This window comes from Streptomyces cyaneochromogenes, assembly GCF_003963535.1.
Classification (GTDB): Bacteria; Actinomycetota; Actinomycetes; order Streptomycetales; family Streptomycetaceae; genus Streptomyces; species Streptomyces shaanxiensis.
In genome coordinates, this window is record NZ_CP034539.1 from 2,409,441 (window position 1) to 2,428,240 (window position 18,800).

Consider the following 18,800-nt stretch of genomic DNA (forward strand, 5'->3'; position numbering starts at 1 on the left):
CCGATGACCGGACAGGCCCTAGTCGCCCTTGCCCACCTGGTCCGAGGTCTCCTCCTCCACGTCGGCCATCGCCGGGTCGAGCAGGCGGGAGAGGAAGTGGCGGGTGCGCTCGTGCTGGGGGTTGCCGATGACCTGGTCGGGGGTGCCGTCCTCGACGATCACGCCGCCGTCCATGAAGACGACGCGGTCGGCGACCTCGCGCGCGAAGGTCATCTCATGGGTGACGACCATCATCGTCATGCCCTCGTTGGCGAGCATGCGCATGACGGCCAGGACGTCGCCCACCAGCTCGGGGTCCAGCGCGGACGTCGGCTCGTCGAACAGCATCACCTCGGGGCCCATGGCGAGGGCCCGGGCGATGGCGACGCGCTGCTGCTGGCCGCCGGAGAGGGAGGCCGGGTAGGCCGTCGCCTTCTCCGACAGGCCGACCCGCTCCAGGTTCTCGGCGGCGGCCTTCGCGGCCGACGCCTTGTTCCGCTTGAGGACCCGGCGCTGCGGCAGCGTGAGGTTCTCGGTCACCGTGAGGTGCGGGAACAGGTTGAACTGCTGGAAGACCATGCCGATACCGCGGCGTGCGGCGTCGATGTCGACGTCCGGGTCGGTGAGCTCGGTGCCCCCGACGAAGACCTGGCCCTTGGTGGGCTCTTCGAGCAGGTTCACGCAGCGCAGCAGCGTCGACTTGCCCGAGCCGGACGGGCCGATCACGCACACGACCTCGCCCTGGTTGATCTCCAGGTCGATGCCGCGCAGCACCTCGTTGTCGCCGAAGGACTTGTGCAAGCCGCGGACTTCGATCTCCGGGCCGGCCTTGAGAAGGCTCTCGCTCATTTCACGGCCTCCTGGGCCTTCGCCTCCATACGGCGTACGACGAAGCCGAGCGGGATGGTCACCAGCAGGTAGCACAGGCCGGCGACCAGGATCGGCGTGGAGTTGGCGGTCGTGCTGGCCAGGTCACGCCCGAACTTGGCGAGTTCTCGCTCCTCAAGAGTGACGCCGAGGAGCAGGACCAGCGAGGAGTCCTTGAAGAGGATCACGAACTCGTTGGTCAGCGGCGGGAGGATGATCCGGAACGCCTGCGGGATGATGATCGAGATCATGGCCCGGGCGGGCGAGAAGCCGAGCGACCGTGCCGCCTCCATCTGCCCCTTGGGCACCGCCTGGATGCCGGCACGGAACGTCTCCGCCAGATACGCCGCCCCGACCAGGCCGAGCGCGATGGCGGCCTTGCCGTACGTCCCGCCGACGATCTCCGTGCCGGGGAAGGCCAGCGGAACGGCCACGCCGATGAAGATGAAGATCAGCAGGGCGGGCAGACCGCGGAAGATCTCGATGTAGACGCCGGCGACCCAGCGGTACGGCGCGACGGACGACAGCCGCATCAGCGCGACCACCAGACCGAGCACCAGGGCGAAGACGAACCCGGACACGGTGTACAGCACGGTGTTCTTCAGCGCGAGGGTGATGACGTCCGGGAACATCTCCCGGGCGATCTCCCACTGCGCGAACTGGTTCTTCAGCCGGTCCCAGTCGGCCGCGACCGCGAAGGCGACCACGGCCGCGACGAACACGACGTACTGGATGCCGCGCGAGAGGCTGCGCTTCTGCCGCCGGGTCAGGCCCTTCTTCTTGAGCTGCTTCGACCTGAGTGGTACGTCCGCGTCACTCATCGGGGTCAGGCGGCGGGCGACGGAGAGGCGGCGGACTCGTCGTACGGACCGATCCACTGCTCGTACAGCTTCTTGTACGTGCCGTCGGCCTTGGCGTCCTTGATCGCCTTGTTGATGGCCTCGCGGAGCTTGTCGTTGCCCTTCTTCACCGTGACGCCGTACTGCTCACCGGTGTTGACCTGCTCGGCGACCTCGAAGGCGGCGGCGTTGGCCTTGTCCTTCAGCCAGCCCTGGACGACCGGGTAGTCGATGACGACGGCCTCGACCTGCCCGGTGCGCAGGCCGTTGAGGACGGCGTCGGAGGACTCGAAGGAGACCGGGTCCAGGCCCTTGCTCTTGGCGTAGTCCTCGCCGGTGGTCTGCGCCTGGGCGCCGACCTTCCTGCCCTTGAGGTCCGCGAAGGAGGAGATGCCGCTCTTCTTGTCGACCAGGACGGCCTGGGTGGCCTCGAAGTACGGGTCCGAGAAGTCGACGTTCTTCTTGCGCTCCTCGGTGATGGTCATGCCGGCGGCGGCGAGGTCGCACTCGCCGGAGTTGAGGAAGGCGCCCGTCTTGAAGTTCTCGAAGGGCGTGTCGAGGATCTCCTGCTTCACGCCCAGGTCCTTGGCGACCAGGTCGATCAGGGAGACGTCGAAGCCCTGCACCTTGCCGCCGATCTCCGACTGGAAGGGCGGATACGGCAGGTGCGTGCAGGTGGTGAGCTGGCCCGCCTTGACGAGCTCCACACCGCCGGCCGCGGTCTTCGTGCCGCTGCCACCGTCGTCACTGGAGGTGCAGCCGGCCACGAGCACCAGCCCGGCCGTCGCGGTGGTGGCGGCCAGAACGCGGGTCCGGCGCGCGAAGGTCGTCTTCACGGGGAGCCTCCTTCAGGGAACTGTGAGTTCCGATTATAAGGAGAAGTTTGAGATCCTCAAACCAAACCGATGGTATAGGGGCTGTTCGACCTAAGAAGTCGGGATCGTCAGGGGTGTTGGGGCAGCCGGTTACCCTCGTGATCGTCGATCCCGGAGCGAAGAGAGCGAAGAGAGCCCTGTCGTGACCCACCCCTTCCTGGACCTTGCCCCGCTGAGCGCCGCACGATTCGCCGCCATCGAGGCCCGGGTGGCCCGGCTGCTCGGGACCGGGCAGGACGTCGTGATCATGCAGGGCGAGGCGCTGCTGCCGCTGGAAGGCGCGATCCGCGCGACGGCCGGGCCCGGCACGACCGCGCTGAACGTGATCACCGGTCCGTACGGGCAGACCTTCGGGGACTGGCTGCGCGACTGCGGCGCGACCGTGATCGACCTGGCGGTGCCCTTCCACACGGCCGTCACGGCGGACCAGATCCGCGAGGCCTTCGCCGAGCACCCCGAGATCGACTTCGTGTCCCTCGTGCACGCGGAGGCGGCCACCGGCAACACCAACCCCGTCGCCGAGATCGGCGAGGTCGTGCGGGCCCACGGGGCGCTGTTCTACCTGGACGCGGTGGCGTCCGTCGGGGCCGAGCCGGTGCTGCCGGACGCGTGGGGTGTGGACCTGTGCGTGATCGGGGCGCAGAAGGCGATGGGCGGGCCGGCCGGGGTGTCGGCGGTGTCGGTGAGCGAGCGGGCGTGGGCGCGGATGGCGGCGAACCCCCGGGCGCCGCGGCGGTCGTACCTGTCGCTGCTGGACTGGAAGGAGCGGTGGGTCGACGGCGGGCGCAAGGCGCTGCTGCACGCGCCCGCGCAGCTGGAGATGCTGGCGCTGGAGGCGTGTGTGGAGCGGATCGAGGGGGACGGCCTGGAGGCGGTGATGGGCCGCCATCGGGCCGCCGCGCGGGCGACTCGGGCCGGGGCGGTGGCGCTGGGTGCGGGGTTGGAGCCCTATGTGTACGACGATCGGGAGGCCGCGCCGGTCGCCACGACGTTGAGGGTGCCGGCGGGGGTGGTGGCGTCGGAGGTGGTGGCTCGGGCGCTGGCGTCCGATCCGGCGTTGCCGCTGGCCGCGGGGGGTGGGGCGTTGGCCAAGGAGATGATTCGGGTCAATCACTACGGGGCGGACGCGACGGTGGGGGCTGTGCGCGGGAGTCTGGCGGCGCTGGGCGCTGCGCTGGCGGAGGAGGGGCTGGGTGTGGATGTGGAGGGGGCGCTTCGGGCTGTGGACGCGGGGTGGGTGTAGGGGTTTTCTCGCCCCCGCCGCCCCTACCCGTCCCGTCCTCCAGGGGCTCCGCCCCTTCGACCCCGGACCGCTTCTGGGGGCTGCCGCCCCCAGACCCCCGCTTCGGCCCTGAACGGGCCTCGTCCTCAAACGCCGGACGGGCTGAAAGGCCGGGACCGGCGCCGGGAAGTGGCACTCGCTCACATCACGCCCCCTGCCGACGGGCTGAAATGCGCGGGCGGCATCGAAAGGGTGCGCCATGCTGCCCCCATGACCACCGACACTCCCACCCACCTCCCCGACGGCCGCCCCATCCCTCTCATGACCGGCCCCGAGCGCCCCATGCTCGACAGCTGGCTCGACTTTCACCGCGCCACCCTGGAGCTCAAGTGCGCGGGGCTGGACGACGCGCGGTTACGGCTCGCATCCGCCGAACCCTCGGAGTTGACCCTGCTCGGCCTGGTGCAGCATCTCGCCGAATGTGAGCGGAACTGGTTCCAGCGGGTGGTGGGCGGGGTCGATGTGCCGCCGGTGTTCGAGGACGAGACCGGGTACGGCCTCGACCCCGGGCGAGGGATCGACGAGGTTCTGTCGGTGTGGCGGCGGGAGATCGCACGGGGGCGCGAGGTGTGTGGCGGGCTGTCGCTGGAGAGTGTGGGGCGAATCGGGGGTGGGCCGATGGCCGGCGTCGAGGTCAGCCTGCGGTGGGTGCTCGTTCACATGATCGAGGAGTACGCCCGGCACAACGGTCACGCCGACATTCTGCGAGAGCGCATCGACGGCGTTATCGGGGCCTGAATTCGGCGTAATTTTGGAATTCCCTTCCAGGGCAGCTTCCCATTCTCTTCTGCCCGCTTTTTCCAGACCTAAACGCAAAGATTCCGCGAACACCAACCGACGTAATTCGGGCAGATCTCGTGAGAGTTACATGGCTGTGACGCGTTCCACATCACGCCCCTTTTGTGGGGTATTAACCGGACAGACAACGCATATCACAGCCGTATCGCAGGGGGTCTCACGCCCGCGTGATAACACAGGCGGCCCGCACACGTAACCCCTGACGGCCATGCAATTTCGAATTTCCCTCGGTAAATTCAATTCGCATGACTGCCGCACAAGCAGACCTGCAAATCGACCGTCCGGCGGTGGCCGACGGGGCCGCGCTGTGGCGGATTGCCAGAGACTCCAAGGCCCTCGACCTCAACTCGTCGTACAGCTATCTGCTGTGGTGTCGGGACTTCGCCGGCACGTCGGCCGTCGCGCGTGACGAGCGCGGGGAGCCGGTCGGCTTCGTCACCGGATACGTACGGCCGGAGCGTCCGCACACCCTGCTCGTCTGGCAGGTGGCCGTGGACGACGCCCATCGCGGCCGCGGCATCGCCGCCGCGCTGCTCGACGGGCTCGTCGCACGGGTCGGCCGCGAGTACGGCATCACAAGCGTCGAGACCACCATCACGCCCGGCAACACCGCCTCCGAACGCCTGTTCGTCTCCTTCGCGGAGCGGCACGGTGCCGCCCTGGAGCGCGAGGTGCTGTTCCCCGCGAGCGTGTTCCCGGACGGACCGCACGACCCCGAGGTCCTGTACCGCATCGGTCCCCTCTCCCTCTGACTTCCCCCCACGCAACGAGGAGCGATTCGTCGTGACCATCACCCAGCCCGACCTCAGCGTCTTCGAGACCCTGGAGTCCGAGGTGCGCAGCTACTGCCGCGGCTGGCCCACCGTCTTCGACCGTGCGCGGGGCAGCCGCATGTACGACGAGGACGGCCACGAGTATCTGGACTTCTTCGCCGGGGCCGGCTCGCTGAACTACGGGCACAACAACCCGGTCCTGAAACGGGCCCTGATCGACTACCTGGAGCGCGACGGCGTCACGCACGGGCTCGACATGTCCACCAGCGCCAAGCGTGCGTTCCTGGAGTCCTTCCAGAACATCGTGCTGCGGCCGCGTGACCTGCCTTACAAGGTCATGTTCCCCGGCCCCACGGGCACCAACGCCGTGGAGTCGGCGCTCAAGCTGGCACGGAAGGTGAAGGGCCGCGAGTCCATCGTGTCCTTCACCAACGCCTTCCACGGGATGTCCCTGGGCTCCCTCGCCGTGACCGGCAACGCCTTCAAGCGGGCCGGGGCCGGGATCCCGCTCGTGCACGGCACGCCGATGCCGTTCGACAACTACTTCGACGGCACGGTCGAGGACTTCCTGTGGTTCGAGCGGCTCCTGGAGGACCAGGGCTCCGGGCTCAACAAGCCCGCCGCCGTGATCGTGGAGACCGTGCAGGGCGAGGGCGGCATCAACGTCGCCCGCCCGGAGTGGCTGCGCGCCCTGTCCGAGCTGTGCGAGCGGCAGGACATGCTGCTAATCGTCGACGACATCCAGATGGGGTGCGGGCGGACCGGGGCCTTCTTCTCGTTCGAGGAGGCGGGCATCACCCCGGACATCGTCACCGTGTCCAAGTCCATCAGCGGCTACGGACTGCCCATGTCGCTGTGCCTGTTCAAGCCCGAGCTGGACATCTGGGAGCCGGGCGAGCACAACGGCACCTTCCGCGGCAACAACCCCGCCTTCGTCACCGCGACCGCCGCCCTGGAGGCGTACTGGGCGGACGGGTCCGCGATGGAGAAGCAGACCCAGGGGCGCGGCGAGCAGATCGAGCAGGCGCTCATCTCCATCACCGAGGAGAACCTCGCCGACGTCAAGGAGTACCGCGGACGCGGGCTCGTGTGGGGCCTGGAGTTCCACGACAAGGACCGCGCCGGACGCGTCGCGCACCGAGCGTTCGAACTCGGGCTGCTCATCGAGACGTCGGGCCCCGAGAGCGAGGTCGTGAAGCTGCTTCCGGCGCTCACGATCACCCCGGAGGAACTGGACGAGGGACTCAGCGTCCTCGCCCGCTCCGTCCGGGAAACCATCTGAAACACCACCTAGGAGGCATCGCAGCACCGTGATCGTCCGTTCGTTCAAGGACATCGAAGGAACCGACCGCCATGTGAAATCGGCGTCCGGCACCTGGGAGAGCAAGCGCATCGTCCTCGCCAAGGAGAAGGTCGGCTTCTCCCTGCACGAGACGATCCTGTACGCGGGTACGGAGACGTCGATGTGGTACGCGAACCACATCGAGGCCGTCGTCTGCGTCGAGGGCGAGGCCGAGCTGACCGACCACGAGACCGGGCGGACGCACACCATCACGCCCGGGACCATGTACCTCCTGGACGGGCACGAGAGGCACACGCTGCGGATCAAGGAGGACTTCCGCTGCATCTGTGTCTTCAACCCGCCCGTGACCGGCCGGGAGGACCACGACGAGAACGGCGTGTACCCGCTGCTCACCGAGCCCGAGGAGGTGTGAGAAACCCATGACCACCGCCATCACCGGAAACGTCACCGATCTCTACCCCAGCCGCGGCGCCACCGAGGTGTCGACCCCGCGCCAGGACCCCGTCGTGTGGGGCTCCCCCGACACGCCGGGCCCGATCGCGAACGCCGATCTCCAGTCGTTCGAGCGCGACGGCTTCCTCGCGATCGACCAGCTCATCACCGAGGACGAGGTCGCCGTCTACCACCAGGAGCTGGAGCGGCTGATCACCGACCCGGGGATCCGTGCGGACGAGCGGTCGATCATCGAGCCGAAGTCCAAGGAGATCCGGTCCGTCTTCGAGGTGCACAAGATCAGTGAGGTGTTCGCCTCCCTGGTGCGCGACGAGCGGGTCGTCGGGCGGGCGCGGCAGATCCTCGGCTCGGACGTGTACGTCCACCAGTCGCGGATCAACGTCAAGCCGGGCTTCGGGGCGAGCGGCTTCTACTGGCACTCCGACTTCGAGACCTGGCACGCCGAGGACGGTCTGCCGAACATGCGGACGGTGTCCGTCTCGATCGCGCTGACCGAGAACTACGACACCAACGGCGGGCTCATGATCATGCCCGGCTCGCACCGTACGTTCCTCGGCTGTGCGGGTGCCACGCCCAAGGACAACTACAAGAAGTCCCTGCAGATGCAGGACGCGGGCACGCCGTCGGACGAGGCGCTGACCAAGATGGCTTCCGAGTACGGCATCAAGCTCTTCACGGGCAAGGCCGGTTCGGCGACCTGGTTCGACTGCAACTGCATGCACGGGTCCGGGGACAACATCACGCCGTTCCCGCGCAGCAACGTCTTCATCGTGTTCAACAGCGTGGAGAACGCGGCCGTCGAGCCCTTCGCGGCTCCGGTACGGCGGCCGCCGTTCATCGGCGCAAGGGACTTCACTCCCGTGCGGTGAGACCACACGGCCCGGTGTTCCGGCGCCCGTGAAGCGGCCGGACCCGCACGCCTTCGGGCAGAGGCGGGTCCGGCCGCTCACGGCTGTCACCCCTTCCCCTTGTGTGTCGACAGATGACCGTTCACCGGTCCTGCGACAGAAGGCCGGCCAGCGTCCTGTAGGAACGGTCCCAGCTCCATTCCCGGTGCACCCAGGCACGCCCCTTCTCGCCCAACGCGCGTGCCTCCTCCCGGTCGAGGAGTAAGCCGGTCAGACGAGCGGCCCGAATCCCCGACGACCACGGGGAGCCCGGCGGCGGCCGCCTCGAGGAAGACGATGCCCAGTCCCTCGACCTCGAGGCCCGCGGGCGATCGGCACCTTCGCCCACCACAGTTCGTGGCCGTGCGTGGTGGCGGCGATGCGCTCGCCAAGCTCGACCTGCGTGATCGGGCTCAGGCGGTGATCCTCGCCTATGAACTGGGCCTGGTCTCCCCGAGGAACGGCGGGCCCGCGCGGTGAAGCGGTGACCCCTCACAGCCACGCCAGCGACGCGGCCCGCTCCAGTACGTTCCGTACGGCGGCGGCGTCGCCCGTGGCTCCCCTCGGCACCGTCTGCGGCGTGTACCGGCCGCCGACCAGCAGGCAGAAGTCGACGGGTTCCAGGGCGAGTTCGGCCCGTACGGGCTCGTCCTCGGAGCCCAGCACCCACTCCTCGCCCCCGGTGACCGAGAACAGCACCGGGGGCGCGCCGGTCCCCAGGGCCAGGCCGAGGACGCGAACGGCGAGGCGGACCAGCTGCCCCAGGTGCTCCCGCGGGGGCGGCGGGACGGCGAGGCCGAGGGCGCGGCCGATGTCGTCGGTGTGGATCCACGTCTCGAAGGCGCGCACCAGGAAGTGCTCGGCGACGGGCAGCCGCATCCCCATCAACGTCACGGCCCGCGCGGCGAGTTCGGCGTCCCGGGCCTCGGGCGTGCCGAGCAGCTGCTCCGCCTGCGCGGCCCAGTCGGCCACGGTCTCCTCAGGCGTACGGCCGTGCTCGTGGGCGATGACGTCGGCGGTACGGCGGTCCCAGGCGTCCTCCCAGGGCGTCCCCTCCTCGATCCGCGAGGGCGGCACACGTGCGCCGATGCCGAGGCGGGTCGCCAGGTGCTCGTCGGCGGCGAGGAGATGGGCGAGGGTGGCGTGCGCGTCCCAGTCGTGCACGACCGGCGTGGCCCAGCGGTCCGCCAGCTCGGGCAGCAGCGCCTTGAGCCCGGCGACGGCGGCGGCGTAGGGCGCGGCGTGCCCGGCGATGCGGGCAACGGCAGGCCGGGTGCGCAGGGCGAGGGAGAGCACGCCGTCGGCGGACCGCGCGGGAGCCTTCGGCGGCGGCCCGTCCAGCAGTCGTACCGTCCCCCGCAGCCGTGCCGCCTCCGCCGCGCAGCTCTCGCACGCGGCCAGGTGTGCCGCGACCGTCTCCTCCTCGGCCGGGTCGAGGGCGCCGAAGGCCCAGGCGGCCAGCAGGTCACGTACCGCCTCGTGATCGTCGGTCATCGCGCACCTCCTCCCAGTGCCGTTCTCCCGCGAGTACCCCTCTCGCCATCATGCGCCCCTTTCGAGCGCGGGGTCCGGTGGGTCGGCCAAAGTTTCCGCCAAGGAGCGCAGGGCGGTGCGCAGCCGGGTCTTGGCCGTGCCCTCGGGTATCCCCAGTTCCACGGCGGCCTGCCGGTAGGTGCGGCCGGCGAAGTAGGCGAGGTGCACGACCTCCCGTTGCGGCTGCGGGAGTTCGGCGAGGGCGGAGTGCAGCAGGAGGGAGCGCTCCCGGTCGACGACCGTCTCGTCGGGGCCGGGACCGGCGTCGGGGATGGCCTGGAGCGCCAGGTCGTCGGCTCCGGCGTCCTTGCGGTGCCGGGCCTCGCTGCGGACCCAGTCCACGGCCCGCCGGTGGGCGAGCACGGACAGCCAGGTGCGCAGCGAGCCGCGGTGCGGGTCGAAGGCGTACGGCCTGCTCCACAGCTGGGCGAAGACCTCCTGCGCCACGTCCTCGGCGGCGCCCGGCGAGCGGGTCACCCGCACGGCGACCCCCCGCACCAGCCCGCCGTACGCCGCGTACACCTCGGCCAGCGCGGACTCGTCGCCGTACACCAACCGCCGGTGCACTTCCGCGTCGGCAGGCGACTGGACGGACGTATCGCCCGTGGACTCCACCGGCACCACCACCCCTGGTGCCCTTCCTAGCGTCCTCGGCGGGCCCGCGCCAGTGGTTCAGGCAGACAGGGCGTCCAGCAGCCGGTCGACGTCCTCGACGGTGTTGTAGAGGTGGAAGGCCGCGCGCAGGTTGCCCGCGCGGTTGGAGACCTCGATTCCGGCGGCGCTCAGGGCGGGCTGGCGCTCGCCGAGGCGGGGCACGGAGACGATGGCCGAGCCGGGTGCGGGCACCGGTTCGTGGCCGAGCGGGGCGAGTCCCGCGCGGAAGCGGTCGGCGAGGGCGAGGTCGTGGGCCCGGATGGTGGCGACCCCGAGTTCCTCGACCAGTTCCAGCGAGGCGCGCAGTCCGGCGTACGTGAAGAGGGCGGGGCTGATGTCGAAGCGGCGGGCGGAGCGGGCGAGGTCCTCGACGGGGCCGTAGCAGCTGTCCCAGGGGATCTCGCCGGCGACCCAGCCGGCCAGCAGCGGCGTCAGCCCGCCGAAGTCCTCGGGGACGACGCAGAACGCGACCCCGTGCGGGCCCAGGAGCCACTTGAAGCCGACGGCGGCGAGGAAGTCGTACCGGTCGGCCTCCAGCGGCTGCCATCCGGCCGCCTGGGAGGCGTCGACGTAGGTGCGTGCCCCATGCTCGAGGGCGGCGGCGCGCACCGCGGGCAGGTCGGCGACCCGGCCGTCGGCGGACTGCGCGGCGCTGACCGCGACCAGGGCGGTGTCCGGGCGGACCGACTCGGCGAGGCGTTCCAGCGGGACGGCGCGCACCTTGAGGTCGCCGCGCGCGTGGAAGGGGTTCACGAGGGAGGAGAAGTCACCCTCGGCGGTGAGGACTTCGGCTCCGGCGGGCAGCGAGGCGGCGATCAGCCCGCCGTACTCGGCGACCGACGCCCCGGTCGCGACCCGCTCGACGGGCACGCCGGCCAGCCGGGCGAAGGAGGCGCGCACGACCTCCACGTCCTCGTAGAGAGGGCCGAGCGGCGTGCCCTCGGCCCGCATCCGCACGGCCCGGTGCAGGGCGGTGACGGTGCGGGCCGGGAGCAGCCCGCTGCTCGCGGTGTTGAGATAGACGTTCTTCGGGGCGAACTCGGCGCGGACGAGGCTCTCGAAGGTCTCCATGGCTCCACTGTGGGCCCTGAACACCTGTCGGTCCATTGCGATTCTTTACGTGGTTTCGCTAAGGAACGCTTATAGATCCGCACCGACCTGCGGGTTCGCTCAGTGCTGCGGCACCGCGCACCCGTCGGGACCGCACGCCTGCGCGTCGCCCTGGTCGACGAGCTGCAGCGGCGACCGCGCGCCCCACGCCTGCGTCAGCGCCTGCTCGAACACCTCGGCGGGCTGGGCGCCGGAGACGCCGAACTTGCGGTCGAGGACGAAGAAGGGCACCCCGTTCGCACCGAGCTCGGCTGCCTCGCGCTCGTCGGCGCGGACGTCGTCGGCGTAGGCGTCCGGGTCGGCGAGGACCTTGCGTACGTCGCCCGCGTCCAGCCCGGCCTCCACCGCCAGTTCCACCAGCCGCTCCTCGCCCTCGGCGAAGACGGACCGCTCCTCGGCGAAGTTCGCCCGGTAGAGGATCTGGATCAGCTCGTCCTGCCTGCCCTGCTCCTTGGCGAGGTGCAGCAGCCGGTGCATGTCGAAGGTGTTGCCGTGGTCGCGGCCCTCGGTGCGGTACGCGAGCCCCTCGGCGGCGGCCTGCGCGCCGAGGTTCTCCTCGCCGGCCTGGGCCTGTGCCGCGCTCATGCCGTACTTCTTGGTGAGCATGGTGATCACGGGCTGGATGTCGCCCTTGGCGCGCCCGGGGTCCAGCTCGAAGGAGCGGTGCACCACCTCGACCTGCTCGCGGTGCGGGAAGGCTTCGAGCGCCTTCTCGAAGCGGGCCTTGCCCACGTAGCACCAGGGGCAGGCGATGTCGCTCCAGATCTCGACGCGCATGTCTGTGGCTCTCCAGCTCGTAACGGGAAACGGAGACTCCCTCCGCCGACTGGATGAACGTTCAAGCAGCGAGGTTCATTCCCCTGTCTCCCGCCGCGGGCTCATGTCCCGGTCACGGAGAAACGCAGGTTCAGGTGGTGGTCGTCCTCGGCGGGTGGGTTCTCCGGGTCCGGGACCCAGCCCTGGCGGGCGTAGAAGGCCTGGGCGCGCCGGTTGTCGACGTGCACGTCGAGGACGGCCGTCCGCCTGCCGTCGGCCTCCCACTCCTCGACGCAGGCCGCGTGCAGGGCGCTGCCCACGCCCGAGCGCCAGCGGTCGGGGTCCACATGGAACTGGAACAGCTTGACCGTGTCCGCCGGTGCGCCCTCCGGGGTGCGGAAGGAGGCCAGGCCGATGATGCGGCCCTCCTCGACGACGCACAGCACATGCCCGTCCGGCCGCTCGACGGCACTCCGCCAGACGGCGACCCAGTCCGTGCCGTCCTGCGGAATCCCGTCGGGGTAGTACGTCGCCCGGGCCCGCGCGTGCAGCGCGACGATGTCCTCGACCTCGGCGGACAGAACGGTGCGAATCACTCGGCCTGCGGTCAATCGGTCACTGATCATGCAACGGAGGACGTGACCTCGGCCGCCCCGGTTCCGAGCCGGGTGAACTGCGCCCGGTAGGCGCTCGGCGTCAGCCCCGTACGGCGGACCAGATGCCCCCGCAGCGAGTCGGCCGTGCCCAGGCCGCAGGCGCGGGCCACCTGGTCCATGGGCAGAGCGGTCGTCTCCAGCAGTTCCTTGGCGCGTTCGATGCGCTGATGGAGCAGCCACTGCAGCGGGCTCACCCCGCTTTCGGCGTGGAAGCGGCGGGTCAGGGTGCGCACGCTGACGCCGGCGTGGCGGGCCAGGTCGGTGAGGGTGAGCGGCTTGTCCAGGTTGCGCATGGCCCAGCCGCGGGTGTCGGCGCAGGCGATGCCGCGCTCGGGCGGCAGCGGGGTCTGGGTGAACTGGGTCTGCCCGCCGGGCCGTACGGGCGCGACGAGGGCACCTCGGGCGACCTCGTTGGCGACGGCGGCGCCGTAGTCGGTGCGGATGACGTGCAGGCACAGGTCGATGCCGGCGGCATAGCCGGACGCGGTCAGATACGGGCCGTCCTGCACGTACAGCACGTCCCCGCACAGGTCGATCTGCGGGTACCGCCTGCGCAGTTCCGCGGCGTGCGCCCAGTAGGTGGTGGCCTTGCGGCCCTGGAGCAGGCCCGCCTCGGCCAGTTGGAACGCGCCGGTGCACAGTGAGGCGATGCGCTTGCCGGCGTCGGCCGCTTCCTTCACGGCGGCCACGATCCGCGCCTCCGGCTCGTACGGCGCCCCGGTGCCCGCCACGATCACCGTGTCGGCGTCCCGCACGGCGTCGAGCCCGTGCCGTACGTACAGGTCGAGGCCTCCGGAGGTGGGCACGGGCCCCGGCTCGGCCGCGCACACGACCACCTCGTACCCCGGCCGCCCGTCGCTGACGACCTTGCCGAAGAGCATCTCCGGGATGGCGAGGTTGAACATCGACACGGGCGAGGGCGCGATGACGGCGATGCGGTGCGGCGCGATCGGCTGGGGCATGGCCAGAACCTCCGGGTGCATGGCATTCCGGCCACTACTGTACGGCGTCGGAGATCCGCAGCATGGAGTCATGTCAACGAACCCGACCCTCCAGGCGGACGAACTCGCCGACCCCGAGCGCGAGTTGGGGCTCAAGAGGCCCTCCCCCGCGCTCACCCTGACCGCCGCCCTCCTCGGATTCGCGCTGATCTGCCTCGACGCCTCCGTGGTGAACGTGGCGCTGCCCGCGATCGGCTCCTCCCTGGACAGCGGCATGTCCGGCCTGCAGTGGGTGGTGGACGCCTACACGCTCGCCTTCGCCTCACTGATGCTGTCCACCGGGGCGTTCGCGGACCGGGCGGGCGCGAGCCGCGCCTACGCGCTCGGCACCGTCGTGTTCACGCTCGCCTCGGTGGCCTGCGGTCTGGCACCGAACCTGCCGACGCTGATCGGTGCCCGGGTGCTGCAGGGCGTGGCGGCGGCCGCCGTGCTGCCGGCGTCCCTCGCCCTGGTGCGCCAGGCGTACACCGATCCGGTCCGGCGGGCCCGCGCGGTGGCCCTGTGGGCGGCGGGCGGCTCGGCCGCGGTGGCGCTCGGTCCGGTGGCGGGCGGCGCGCTGACCACGGCCTGGGACTGGCGGGGGATCTTCTTCGTCAACGTGCCCATAGGCCTGGCGATCCTGGCCCTGCTGACCCGGGCACCGCGCTCGCAGCGCCGTCCGGCGCCCCTGGATGTGCCGGGCCAGGTGACCGCGGTGGTGGCGCTCACGGCCCTGGCGTTCGCGGTGATCGAAGGCGGGACGGCGGGCTGGGCGGCGCTGGCGGTGGCCGTCGTCGCGGCCGTGGCGTTCCTGCGGATCGAGGCGCGCGGGCCGCATCCGGTCGTCCCCCTCGACCTGTTCCGCAACCGGACGGTGACCGCCACGGTCGCGGCCGGAGCGGCGGTCAGCGTCGCCTTCTACAGCCTCGTGTTCGTCTTCTCGCTCTTCTTCCAGCAGGTGCAGGGCCGTTCGGCACTGCATGCCGGGCTGCTCTTCCTGCCGATGACCGGGCTGATCGCGGCGACGAACGTCGTGGCGGGCAAGCTCGCCGGCCGGTACGGCCCCCGGCTGCCCATGCTGCTGGGACAGGCCCTGGCGGTCGTGGGCCTGCTCCTGCTGCTCTACGTCGACGCCGGCACGCCCTCGTCCCTGGTGGCCGTGCTCCTCGTCCCCATGGCCCTGGGCTGCGCGCTGACGGTGCCGCCGCTCACCGCGGCCATGATGGACGCCGTGCCCGCCGAACGCGCGGGCCTGGCGGCCGGTGTGCTCAACGCGGCCCGCCAGGTGGCCGGCGGTCTGGGCATCGCCGCCTTCGGGGCGCTGGTCTCCGACGGGTTCGTCGGGGGGATGCGGCTGAGCCTGGTCATCAGCGCGGCCCTGCTCACGGTGACGTTCGCGCTCAGCTTCCGTCTCGCAGGTCCTTCGGCCAGTGCGGCCTGAACTCCAGGTGGTCGTAGGTCACGACGCACCCCTCCCCCATGGGCGACTGCGTCATGAAGCCGACCAGGGCGGCGTCCGCCTCCTTCTCCTCCCCCAGCGTGAACAGCCGGACGAAGGTCCAGCGCTCACCGTCCCGGGAGGCGTGGAAGGCGAAGGCCCGCCCGGTCCGGCTCACCCGCAGCCAGACCGAACTGCCCTCCACGGTGAAGGAGTTGGCGTCGTCGGAGTGCCCCCGCGTGACCACCGTGCACACGGTCGGCACGTCCGGCGAGTACTCCAGGCACAGCTTGGCCCAGGCCCGCTCCCCGACATGGACGTAGAGCACCCCGGCGTCGAAGGCCGCGGCGAAGCCGACGGTGACCCGGGCGATCAGCTGGAAGTCGCCCTCGGGAGACCCGAGCAGCCGCGGCGCGTCGGAGGCGGGGTCGAGACCCTCGTCGGTGGGCGGCACGAAACGGTCCTGACGGGGGCCGGCCCATCCGGAGAGGATGCCGTCCTCGTAGGACCAGTGGCCGTCGGGGCCGTAGGTGCGGAGGGGAAAGGGCAGTTCAGGAAGTTCCACGTCCATCCCCTGAGTCTTACAGTTTCCCCTCCGCCATGTGGTCCTAAATCGTTCAGCGTTCGAGGAGACCGTTGAAGCGACGCGGCAGCCCCAGCGGGTTGTCGTCCCGCAGCTCGGGCGGCAGCAGGGCCTCGGGGGCGCCCTGATAGGCGACCGGCCTCATCCAGCGTTCGATCGCCGTCCCGCCCACCGACGTCGACGTCGAGGTCGTCGCCGGGTACGGCCCACCGTGGTGCTGGGCCGGCGCCACGGCGACACCCGTGGGCCACCCGTTCACCAGCACACGACCGGCCAGCGGCGTCAGCTCGGCGAGGATCTCCGCGCCCCGGCCCTCACCGGCCGCCTCCTCGGCCGACAGATGAACCGTCGCAGTGAGGTTGCCGGGCAGCCGGGACAGCACGGCCTGCGCCTGCGCGTCGTCGTCGTAGCGGGCCACCACCGTCACCGGGCCGAAGCACTCCTCCAGCAGCAGGTCGTACGCCCCCTCGCTGGTCAGCTTCTCCGCGGCCACCGTGAGGAAGCCCGCGCTCACGGTGTGCTCGCCGCCCGCACCCGGGGTCACCGGCGAGTCCACGTCGGGGAGTTCGGCACGCTCGGCGACACCGGCGACGAAGTTGTCCCGCATGCGGTGGTCCAGGAGAACGCCCGCGTCGGTGTCGCTGACGGCGTCCGTGAGCGACTTGATCAGCCGGTCACCGGCCGCACCGCTCGGCGCGAGCACGAGCCCGGGCTTCACACAGAACTGCCCGACGCCCAGCGTCATCGAACCGGCCAGGCCGCTGCCGATGGCCTCCGCGCGCTCGGCGGCCGCGGCCTCGGTGATCACGACGGGGTTCAGCGAGCCCAGCTCGCCGTGGAAGGGGATCGGCACCGGCCGCGCGGCGGCCGCGTCGAAGAGGGCCCGGCCGCCCCGGACCGAACCGGTGAAGCCCGCGGCGGCGACCAGCGGGTGCTTGATCAGCTCGACGCCGGCCTCGAAGCCGTGCACGAGCCCCACGACGCCCGCGGGGATGCCGTGCTCGGCGGCGGCCGTCCGCAGCACCTTGGCGACCAGCTCGGACAGCGCCGGGTGGTCGGGGTGGGCCTTGACGACGACGGGGCAGCCCGCGCCGAGCGCGCTCGCGGTGTCGCCGCCGGCGACGGAGAAGGCGAAGGGGAAGTTGGACGCCGAGTAGACGGCGACGACGCCGAGCGGCACCTTGTAGCGGCGCAGGTCCGGGATCGGCGGGGTGGCGGTGTCGTCGGGGTGGTTGATGACGACGTCCAGGAAGGCGCCCTCGTCGACGATGTCCGCGAACGCCCTCAGCTGGAAGCAGGTGCGGGCGAGTTCACCGGTGAGGCGGACCGGGCCGAGCGCGGTCTCGGCGTCGGCGGCCTCGACGAGCTGGTCCTTGGCGGCCTGGAGCCGGTCGGCGGCGGTGCGCAGGAAGGCCGAGCGGACCGTGCGGTCGGCGAGCGAACCGCGCGCCTCGTGCGCGGCGCGGACGGCGGCGTCCACCTCCTGGGCTGTGGCCTCCACCGCAACCTGTTCACGCTGCTTCCCGGTACGGGGGTCGACACTCCAGACTGGTGCTGCTGCCACCGCGGGTCCCTCCACATGTATTGCCGCAGTACGGGGTCATCCACCAGGGTCGTTCGATATACTGAACGCTGTCTCTGATGATGAATATGCTGTCGGAGACTATTTCCGGTCGGACGAAGGGGTCAAGGGCGATGTCGGCTGGCGAGACGGGCGGCGGGGCGCAGGTCAAGTCCGCGGTACGGACGGTTGAGCTGCTCGAATACTTCGCCGGACGCCCCGGTATGCACTCGCTCGCGTCGGTCCAGGAAGCCGTCGGCTACCCCAAGTCCAGCCTGTACATGTTGCTGCGCACCCTCGTCGAACTGGGCTGGGTGGAGACGGACGCGACGGGCACGCGGTACGGCATCGGCGTACGGGCGCTGCTGGTCGGCACCTCCTACATCGACGGCGACGAGGTGGTCGCGGCGGCCCGCCCGACGCTGGACCGCCTGTCCGACGACACGACGGAGACCATCCACCTGGCCCGTCTGGACGGCACGAACGTCGTCTACCTGGCCACCCGCCAGTCCCAGCACTACCTGCGCCCCTTCACCCGGGTCGGCCGCCGGCTCCCGGCCCACTCGACCTCCCTCGGCAAGGCGCTGCTGAGCACCTACTCGGACGAACAGGTCCGCAAGATGCTCCCGGAGACGCTCCCCGCCCTGACCGAGAACACGATCACCGACCGCGAGAAGCTCATCGAGGAGCTCCACCAGGTCCGCGAACAGGGCTTCGCCGTCGACCGCGAGGAGAACACCCTCGGCCTGCGCTGCTTCGGCGTCGCGATCCCGTACCGCACGCCGGCCAGGGACGCCATCAGCTGCTCGGTGCCGGTCGCCCGGCTTACTCCGGCCCACGAGCAGATGGTGAAGGACGCGCTGTTCGACGCGCGCGACAGACTGACGCTGGCCACTCGCCGACTCTGACTTCGTCATACGCGCCGGCTCTTTCATAGGCTCTGGCTCCATGGATGTTGAACTCCGCGAGGTTCACGACAGCGACCTGCCCGTCTTCTACCGACAGATGAACGACCCGGAGGCCCTGCGTATGGCGGCCTTCACCCCCAAGGACCCGGCCGACCGGGACGCCTTCGACGCGCACTGGAAGCGGATCCGGTCCTCGCCGGACGTCCTGCGCACGATCCTGGCCGACGGTGACGTGGTGGGCAGCGCGGCCGTCTACGGGGAACCGGGCGAGCGGGAGGTGACCTACTGGGTCGACCGCGCCTACTGGGGACGCGGTGTCGCCACGGCCGCGCTGCGCGGACTGCTCGCCGAGGTCCCCGAGCGCCCGCTGTACGCACGGGCCGCGGCGGACAACGAGGGCTCGCTGCGGGTGCTGGCGAAGTGCGGGTTCCGGGTGACCGCCCGGGCCCGGGGCTTCGCGAACGCACGGGGCGAGGAGATCGAGGAGTTCGTGCTCCATCTGGAGGACTGACCCGGGGGCCGACGGGAGGGCTGAGGGCCTCTCCCCCGTGCGGCGGAGACGGAT

Annotated in this window: 20 protein-coding genes and 2 pseudogenes; 10 read left to right on the forward strand and 12 right to left on the reverse strand. The window is 70.8% G+C overall.

Annotation, left to right across the window (positions count from 1 at the left end; translation table 11 throughout):
- Positions 1 to 18 precede the first annotated feature (18 nt).
- Genes EJ357_RS10665 through EJ357_RS10675 form a run of 3 tightly spaced genes read right to left on the reverse strand, consistent with a single transcriptional unit; the run spans position 19 to position 2,521 of the window.
- Positions 19 to 828: an amino acid ABC transporter ATP-binding protein gene (locus EJ357_RS10665; RefSeq protein ID WP_126390934.1), complete on the reverse strand. Its 810-nt coding sequence runs from the start codon at positions 826 to 828 to the stop codon at positions 19 to 21.
- Positions 825 to 1,667, reverse strand: a complete 843-nt coding sequence (locus EJ357_RS10670) for an amino acid ABC transporter permease (RefSeq protein WP_126390936.1) — start codon at positions 1,665 to 1,667, stop codon at positions 825 to 827. Before EJ357_RS10670 ends, EJ357_RS10665 begins: the two co-directional genes overlap by 4 nt.
- A 5-nt stretch (positions 1,668 to 1,672) precedes the next feature.
- Positions 1,673 to 2,521, reverse strand: a complete 849-nt coding sequence (locus tag EJ357_RS10675; RefSeq protein WP_126390938.1) for a transporter substrate-binding domain-containing protein — start codon at positions 2,519 to 2,521, stop codon at positions 1,673 to 1,675.
- A gap of 181 nt (positions 2,522 to 2,702) precedes the next feature.
- Between EJ357_RS10675 and EJ357_RS10680 the strand changes: the two genes are divergently transcribed.
- From EJ357_RS10680 to thpD, 6 genes are all read left to right on the forward strand, one after another.
- Entirely contained in the window at positions 2,703 to 3,803 is a 1,101-nt protein-coding gene (locus EJ357_RS10680) for a pyridoxal-phosphate-dependent aminotransferase family protein (protein ID WP_126390940.1), read from the forward strand.
- Positions 3,804 to 4,052: 249 nt separating this feature from the next.
- Positions 4,053 to 4,580 (forward strand): DinB family protein, encoded by a 528-nt coding sequence (locus EJ357_RS10685; RefSeq protein WP_126390942.1) that lies wholly within the window; start codon positions 4,053 to 4,055, stop codon positions 4,578 to 4,580.
- Between the two features lie 305 nt (positions 4,581 to 4,885).
- Positions 4,886 to 5,392, forward strand: coding sequence for a diaminobutyrate acetyltransferase (gene ectA / locus EJ357_RS10690; protein ID WP_126390944.1), 507 nt, complete (start codon positions 4,886 to 4,888; stop codon positions 5,390 to 5,392).
- Positions 5,393 to 5,423: 31 nt separating this feature from the next.
- Complete coding sequence (gene ectB, locus EJ357_RS10695) at positions 5,424 to 6,695, forward strand: diaminobutyrate--2-oxoglutarate transaminase (RefSeq protein ID WP_126390946.1); 1,272 nt, start codon at positions 5,424 to 5,426, stop codon at positions 6,693 to 6,695.
- Between the two features lie 28 nt (positions 6,696 to 6,723).
- Positions 6,724 to 7,128, forward strand: coding sequence for an ectoine synthase (locus EJ357_RS10700; RefSeq protein WP_126390948.1), 405 nt, complete (start codon positions 6,724 to 6,726; stop codon positions 7,126 to 7,128).
- A gap of 7 nt (positions 7,129 to 7,135) precedes the next feature.
- The gene (gene thpD, locus EJ357_RS10705; RefSeq protein WP_126390950.1) at positions 7,136 to 8,038 is read left to right on the forward strand and encodes an ectoine hydroxylase; all 903 of its coding nucleotides are present in this window, start codon (positions 7,136 to 7,138) and stop codon (positions 8,036 to 8,038) included.
- Positions 8,039 to 8,159: 121 nt separating this feature from the next.
- On the opposite strand, the pseudogene EJ357_RS49245 reads toward thpD, so the two are convergent.
- Positions 8,160 to 8,394, reverse strand: a pseudogene (locus tag EJ357_RS49245) (glycosyltransferase family 4 protein); the annotation flags it as partial.
- 37 nt (positions 8,395 to 8,431) lie between these two features.
- Between EJ357_RS49245 and EJ357_RS10715 the strand changes: the two are divergent.
- Positions 8,432 to 8,536 (forward strand): annotated as a pseudogene (locus tag EJ357_RS10715) (DNA-binding response regulator); the annotation flags it as partial.
- Positions 8,537 to 8,548: 12 nt separating this feature from the next.
- Here EJ357_RS10715 and EJ357_RS10720 read toward each other — a convergent pair.
- The 6 genes from EJ357_RS10720 to EJ357_RS10745 all read right to left on the reverse strand — a co-directional run bounded on the left by EJ357_RS10720 (position 8,549) and on the right by EJ357_RS10745 (position 13,727).
- Positions 8,549 to 9,550 carry a maleylpyruvate isomerase family mycothiol-dependent enzyme gene (locus EJ357_RS10720; protein WP_126390952.1) on the reverse strand — a complete coding sequence of 334 codons (1,002 nt, stop codon included), beginning with the start codon at positions 9,548 to 9,550 and terminating at the stop codon, positions 8,549 to 8,551.
- Between the two features lie 48 nt (positions 9,551 to 9,598).
- Positions 9,599 to 10,216 carry an RNA polymerase sigma factor gene (locus EJ357_RS10725; protein WP_126390954.1) on the reverse strand — a complete coding sequence of 206 codons (618 nt, stop codon included), beginning with the start codon at positions 10,214 to 10,216 and terminating at the stop codon, positions 9,599 to 9,601.
- A gap of 45 nt (positions 10,217 to 10,261) precedes the next feature.
- Entirely contained in the window at positions 10,262 to 11,314 is a 1,053-nt protein-coding gene (locus EJ357_RS10730) for an aminotransferase class V-fold PLP-dependent enzyme (protein ID WP_126390955.1), read from the reverse strand.
- 99 nt (positions 11,315 to 11,413) lie between these two features.
- Positions 11,414 to 12,130: a DsbA family oxidoreductase gene (locus tag EJ357_RS10735; RefSeq protein WP_126390957.1), complete on the reverse strand. Its 717-nt coding sequence runs from the start codon at positions 12,128 to 12,130 to the stop codon at positions 11,414 to 11,416.
- Positions 12,131 to 12,231: 101 nt separating this feature from the next.
- Positions 12,232 to 12,735, reverse strand: coding sequence for a GNAT family N-acetyltransferase (locus EJ357_RS10740; protein WP_175647360.1), 504 nt, complete (start codon positions 12,733 to 12,735; stop codon positions 12,232 to 12,234).
- A complete protein-coding gene (locus EJ357_RS10745) occupies positions 12,732 to 13,727 on the reverse strand; it encodes a GlxA family transcriptional regulator (RefSeq protein ID WP_126390961.1) in 996 nt (331 codons plus the stop codon). Before EJ357_RS10745 ends, EJ357_RS10740 begins: the two co-directional genes overlap by 4 nt.
- Before the next feature lie 70 nt (positions 13,728 to 13,797).
- Here EJ357_RS10745 and EJ357_RS10750 point away from each other — a divergent pair, with 70 nt between their 5' ends.
- Positions 13,798 to 15,186: an MFS transporter gene (locus tag EJ357_RS10750; protein WP_126390963.1), complete on the forward strand. Its 1,389-nt coding sequence runs from the start codon at positions 13,798 to 13,800 to the stop codon at positions 15,184 to 15,186.
- On the opposite strand, the gene EJ357_RS10755 is transcribed toward EJ357_RS10750, so the two are convergent.
- Positions 15,146 to 15,754: a DUF1349 domain-containing protein gene (locus EJ357_RS10755; RefSeq protein ID WP_126390965.1), complete on the reverse strand. Its 609-nt coding sequence runs from the start codon at positions 15,752 to 15,754 to the stop codon at positions 15,146 to 15,148. The two genes, EJ357_RS10750 and EJ357_RS10755, sit on opposite strands and share 41 nt — an antisense overlap.
- Positions 15,755 to 15,800: 46 nt before the next feature.
- A complete protein-coding gene (locus EJ357_RS10760) occupies positions 15,801 to 17,330 on the reverse strand; it encodes an aldehyde dehydrogenase (NADP(+)) (protein WP_126390967.1) in 1,530 nt (509 codons plus the stop codon).
- Between the two features lie 131 nt (positions 17,331 to 17,461).
- Here EJ357_RS10760 and EJ357_RS10765 point away from each other — a divergent pair, with 131 nt between their 5' ends.
- Together EJ357_RS10765 and EJ357_RS10770 are read left to right on the forward strand one after the other, a co-directional pair.
- Entirely contained in the window at positions 17,462 to 18,235 is a 774-nt protein-coding gene (locus EJ357_RS10765; protein WP_031477319.1) for an IclR family transcriptional regulator, read from the forward strand.
- A gap of 40 nt (positions 18,236 to 18,275) precedes the next feature.
- The gene (locus EJ357_RS10770; RefSeq protein WP_126390969.1) at positions 18,276 to 18,746 is read left to right on the forward strand and encodes a GNAT family N-acetyltransferase; all 471 of its coding nucleotides are present in this window, start codon (positions 18,276 to 18,278) and stop codon (positions 18,744 to 18,746) included.
- Positions 18,747 to 18,800: the final 54 nt, after the last annotated feature.

Bases quoted from the DNA above. Each gene is read 5' to 3' on its own strand.
- EJ357_RS10750 (WP_126390963.1), top strand. From the start codon at position 13,798: ATGTCAACGAACCCGACCCTCCAGGCGGACGAACTCGCCGACCCCGAG.
- EJ357_RS10670 (WP_126390936.1), bottom strand. From the start codon at position 1,667: ATGAGTGACGCGGACGTACCACTCAGGTCGAAGCAGCTCAAGAAGAAG.
- EJ357_RS10745 (WP_126390961.1), bottom strand. From the start codon at position 13,727: ATGCCCCAGCCGATCGCGCCGCACCGCATCGCCGTCATCGCGCCCTCG.
- EJ357_RS10665 (WP_126390934.1), bottom strand. From the start codon at position 828: ATGAGCGAGAGCCTTCTCAAGGCCGGCCCGGAGATCGAAGTCCGCGGC.
- EJ357_RS10685 (WP_126390942.1), top strand. From the start codon at position 4,053: ATGACCACCGACACTCCCACCCACCTCCCCGACGGCCGCCCCATCCCT.
- EJ357_RS10730 (WP_126390955.1), bottom strand. From the start codon at position 11,314: ATGGAGACCTTCGAGAGCCTCGTCCGCGCCGAGTTCGCCCCGAAGAAC.
- EJ357_RS10740 (WP_175647360.1), bottom strand. From the start codon at position 12,735: ATGATCAGTGACCGATTGACCGCAGGCCGAGTGATTCGCACCGTTCTG.
- EJ357_RS10770 (WP_126390969.1), top strand. From the start codon at position 18,276: ATGGATGTTGAACTCCGCGAGGTTCACGACAGCGACCTGCCCGTCTTC.
- ectA (WP_126390944.1), top strand. From the start codon at position 4,886: ATGACTGCCGCACAAGCAGACCTGCAAATCGACCGTCCGGCGGTGGCC.
- EJ357_RS10755 (WP_126390965.1), bottom strand. From the start codon at position 15,754: ATGGACGTGGAACTTCCTGAACTGCCCTTTCCCCTCCGCACCTACGGC.
- EJ357_RS10735 (WP_126390957.1), bottom strand. From the start codon at position 12,130: ATGCGCGTCGAGATCTGGAGCGACATCGCCTGCCCCTGGTGCTACGTG.
- EJ357_RS10720 (WP_126390952.1), bottom strand. From the start codon at position 9,550: ATGACCGACGATCACGAGGCGGTACGTGACCTGCTGGCCGCCTGGGCC.
- thpD (WP_126390950.1), top strand. From the start codon at position 7,136: ATGACCACCGCCATCACCGGAAACGTCACCGATCTCTACCCCAGCCGC.
- EJ357_RS10765 (WP_031477319.1), top strand. From the start codon at position 17,462: ATGTCGGCTGGCGAGACGGGCGGCGGGGCGCAGGTCAAGTCCGCGGTA.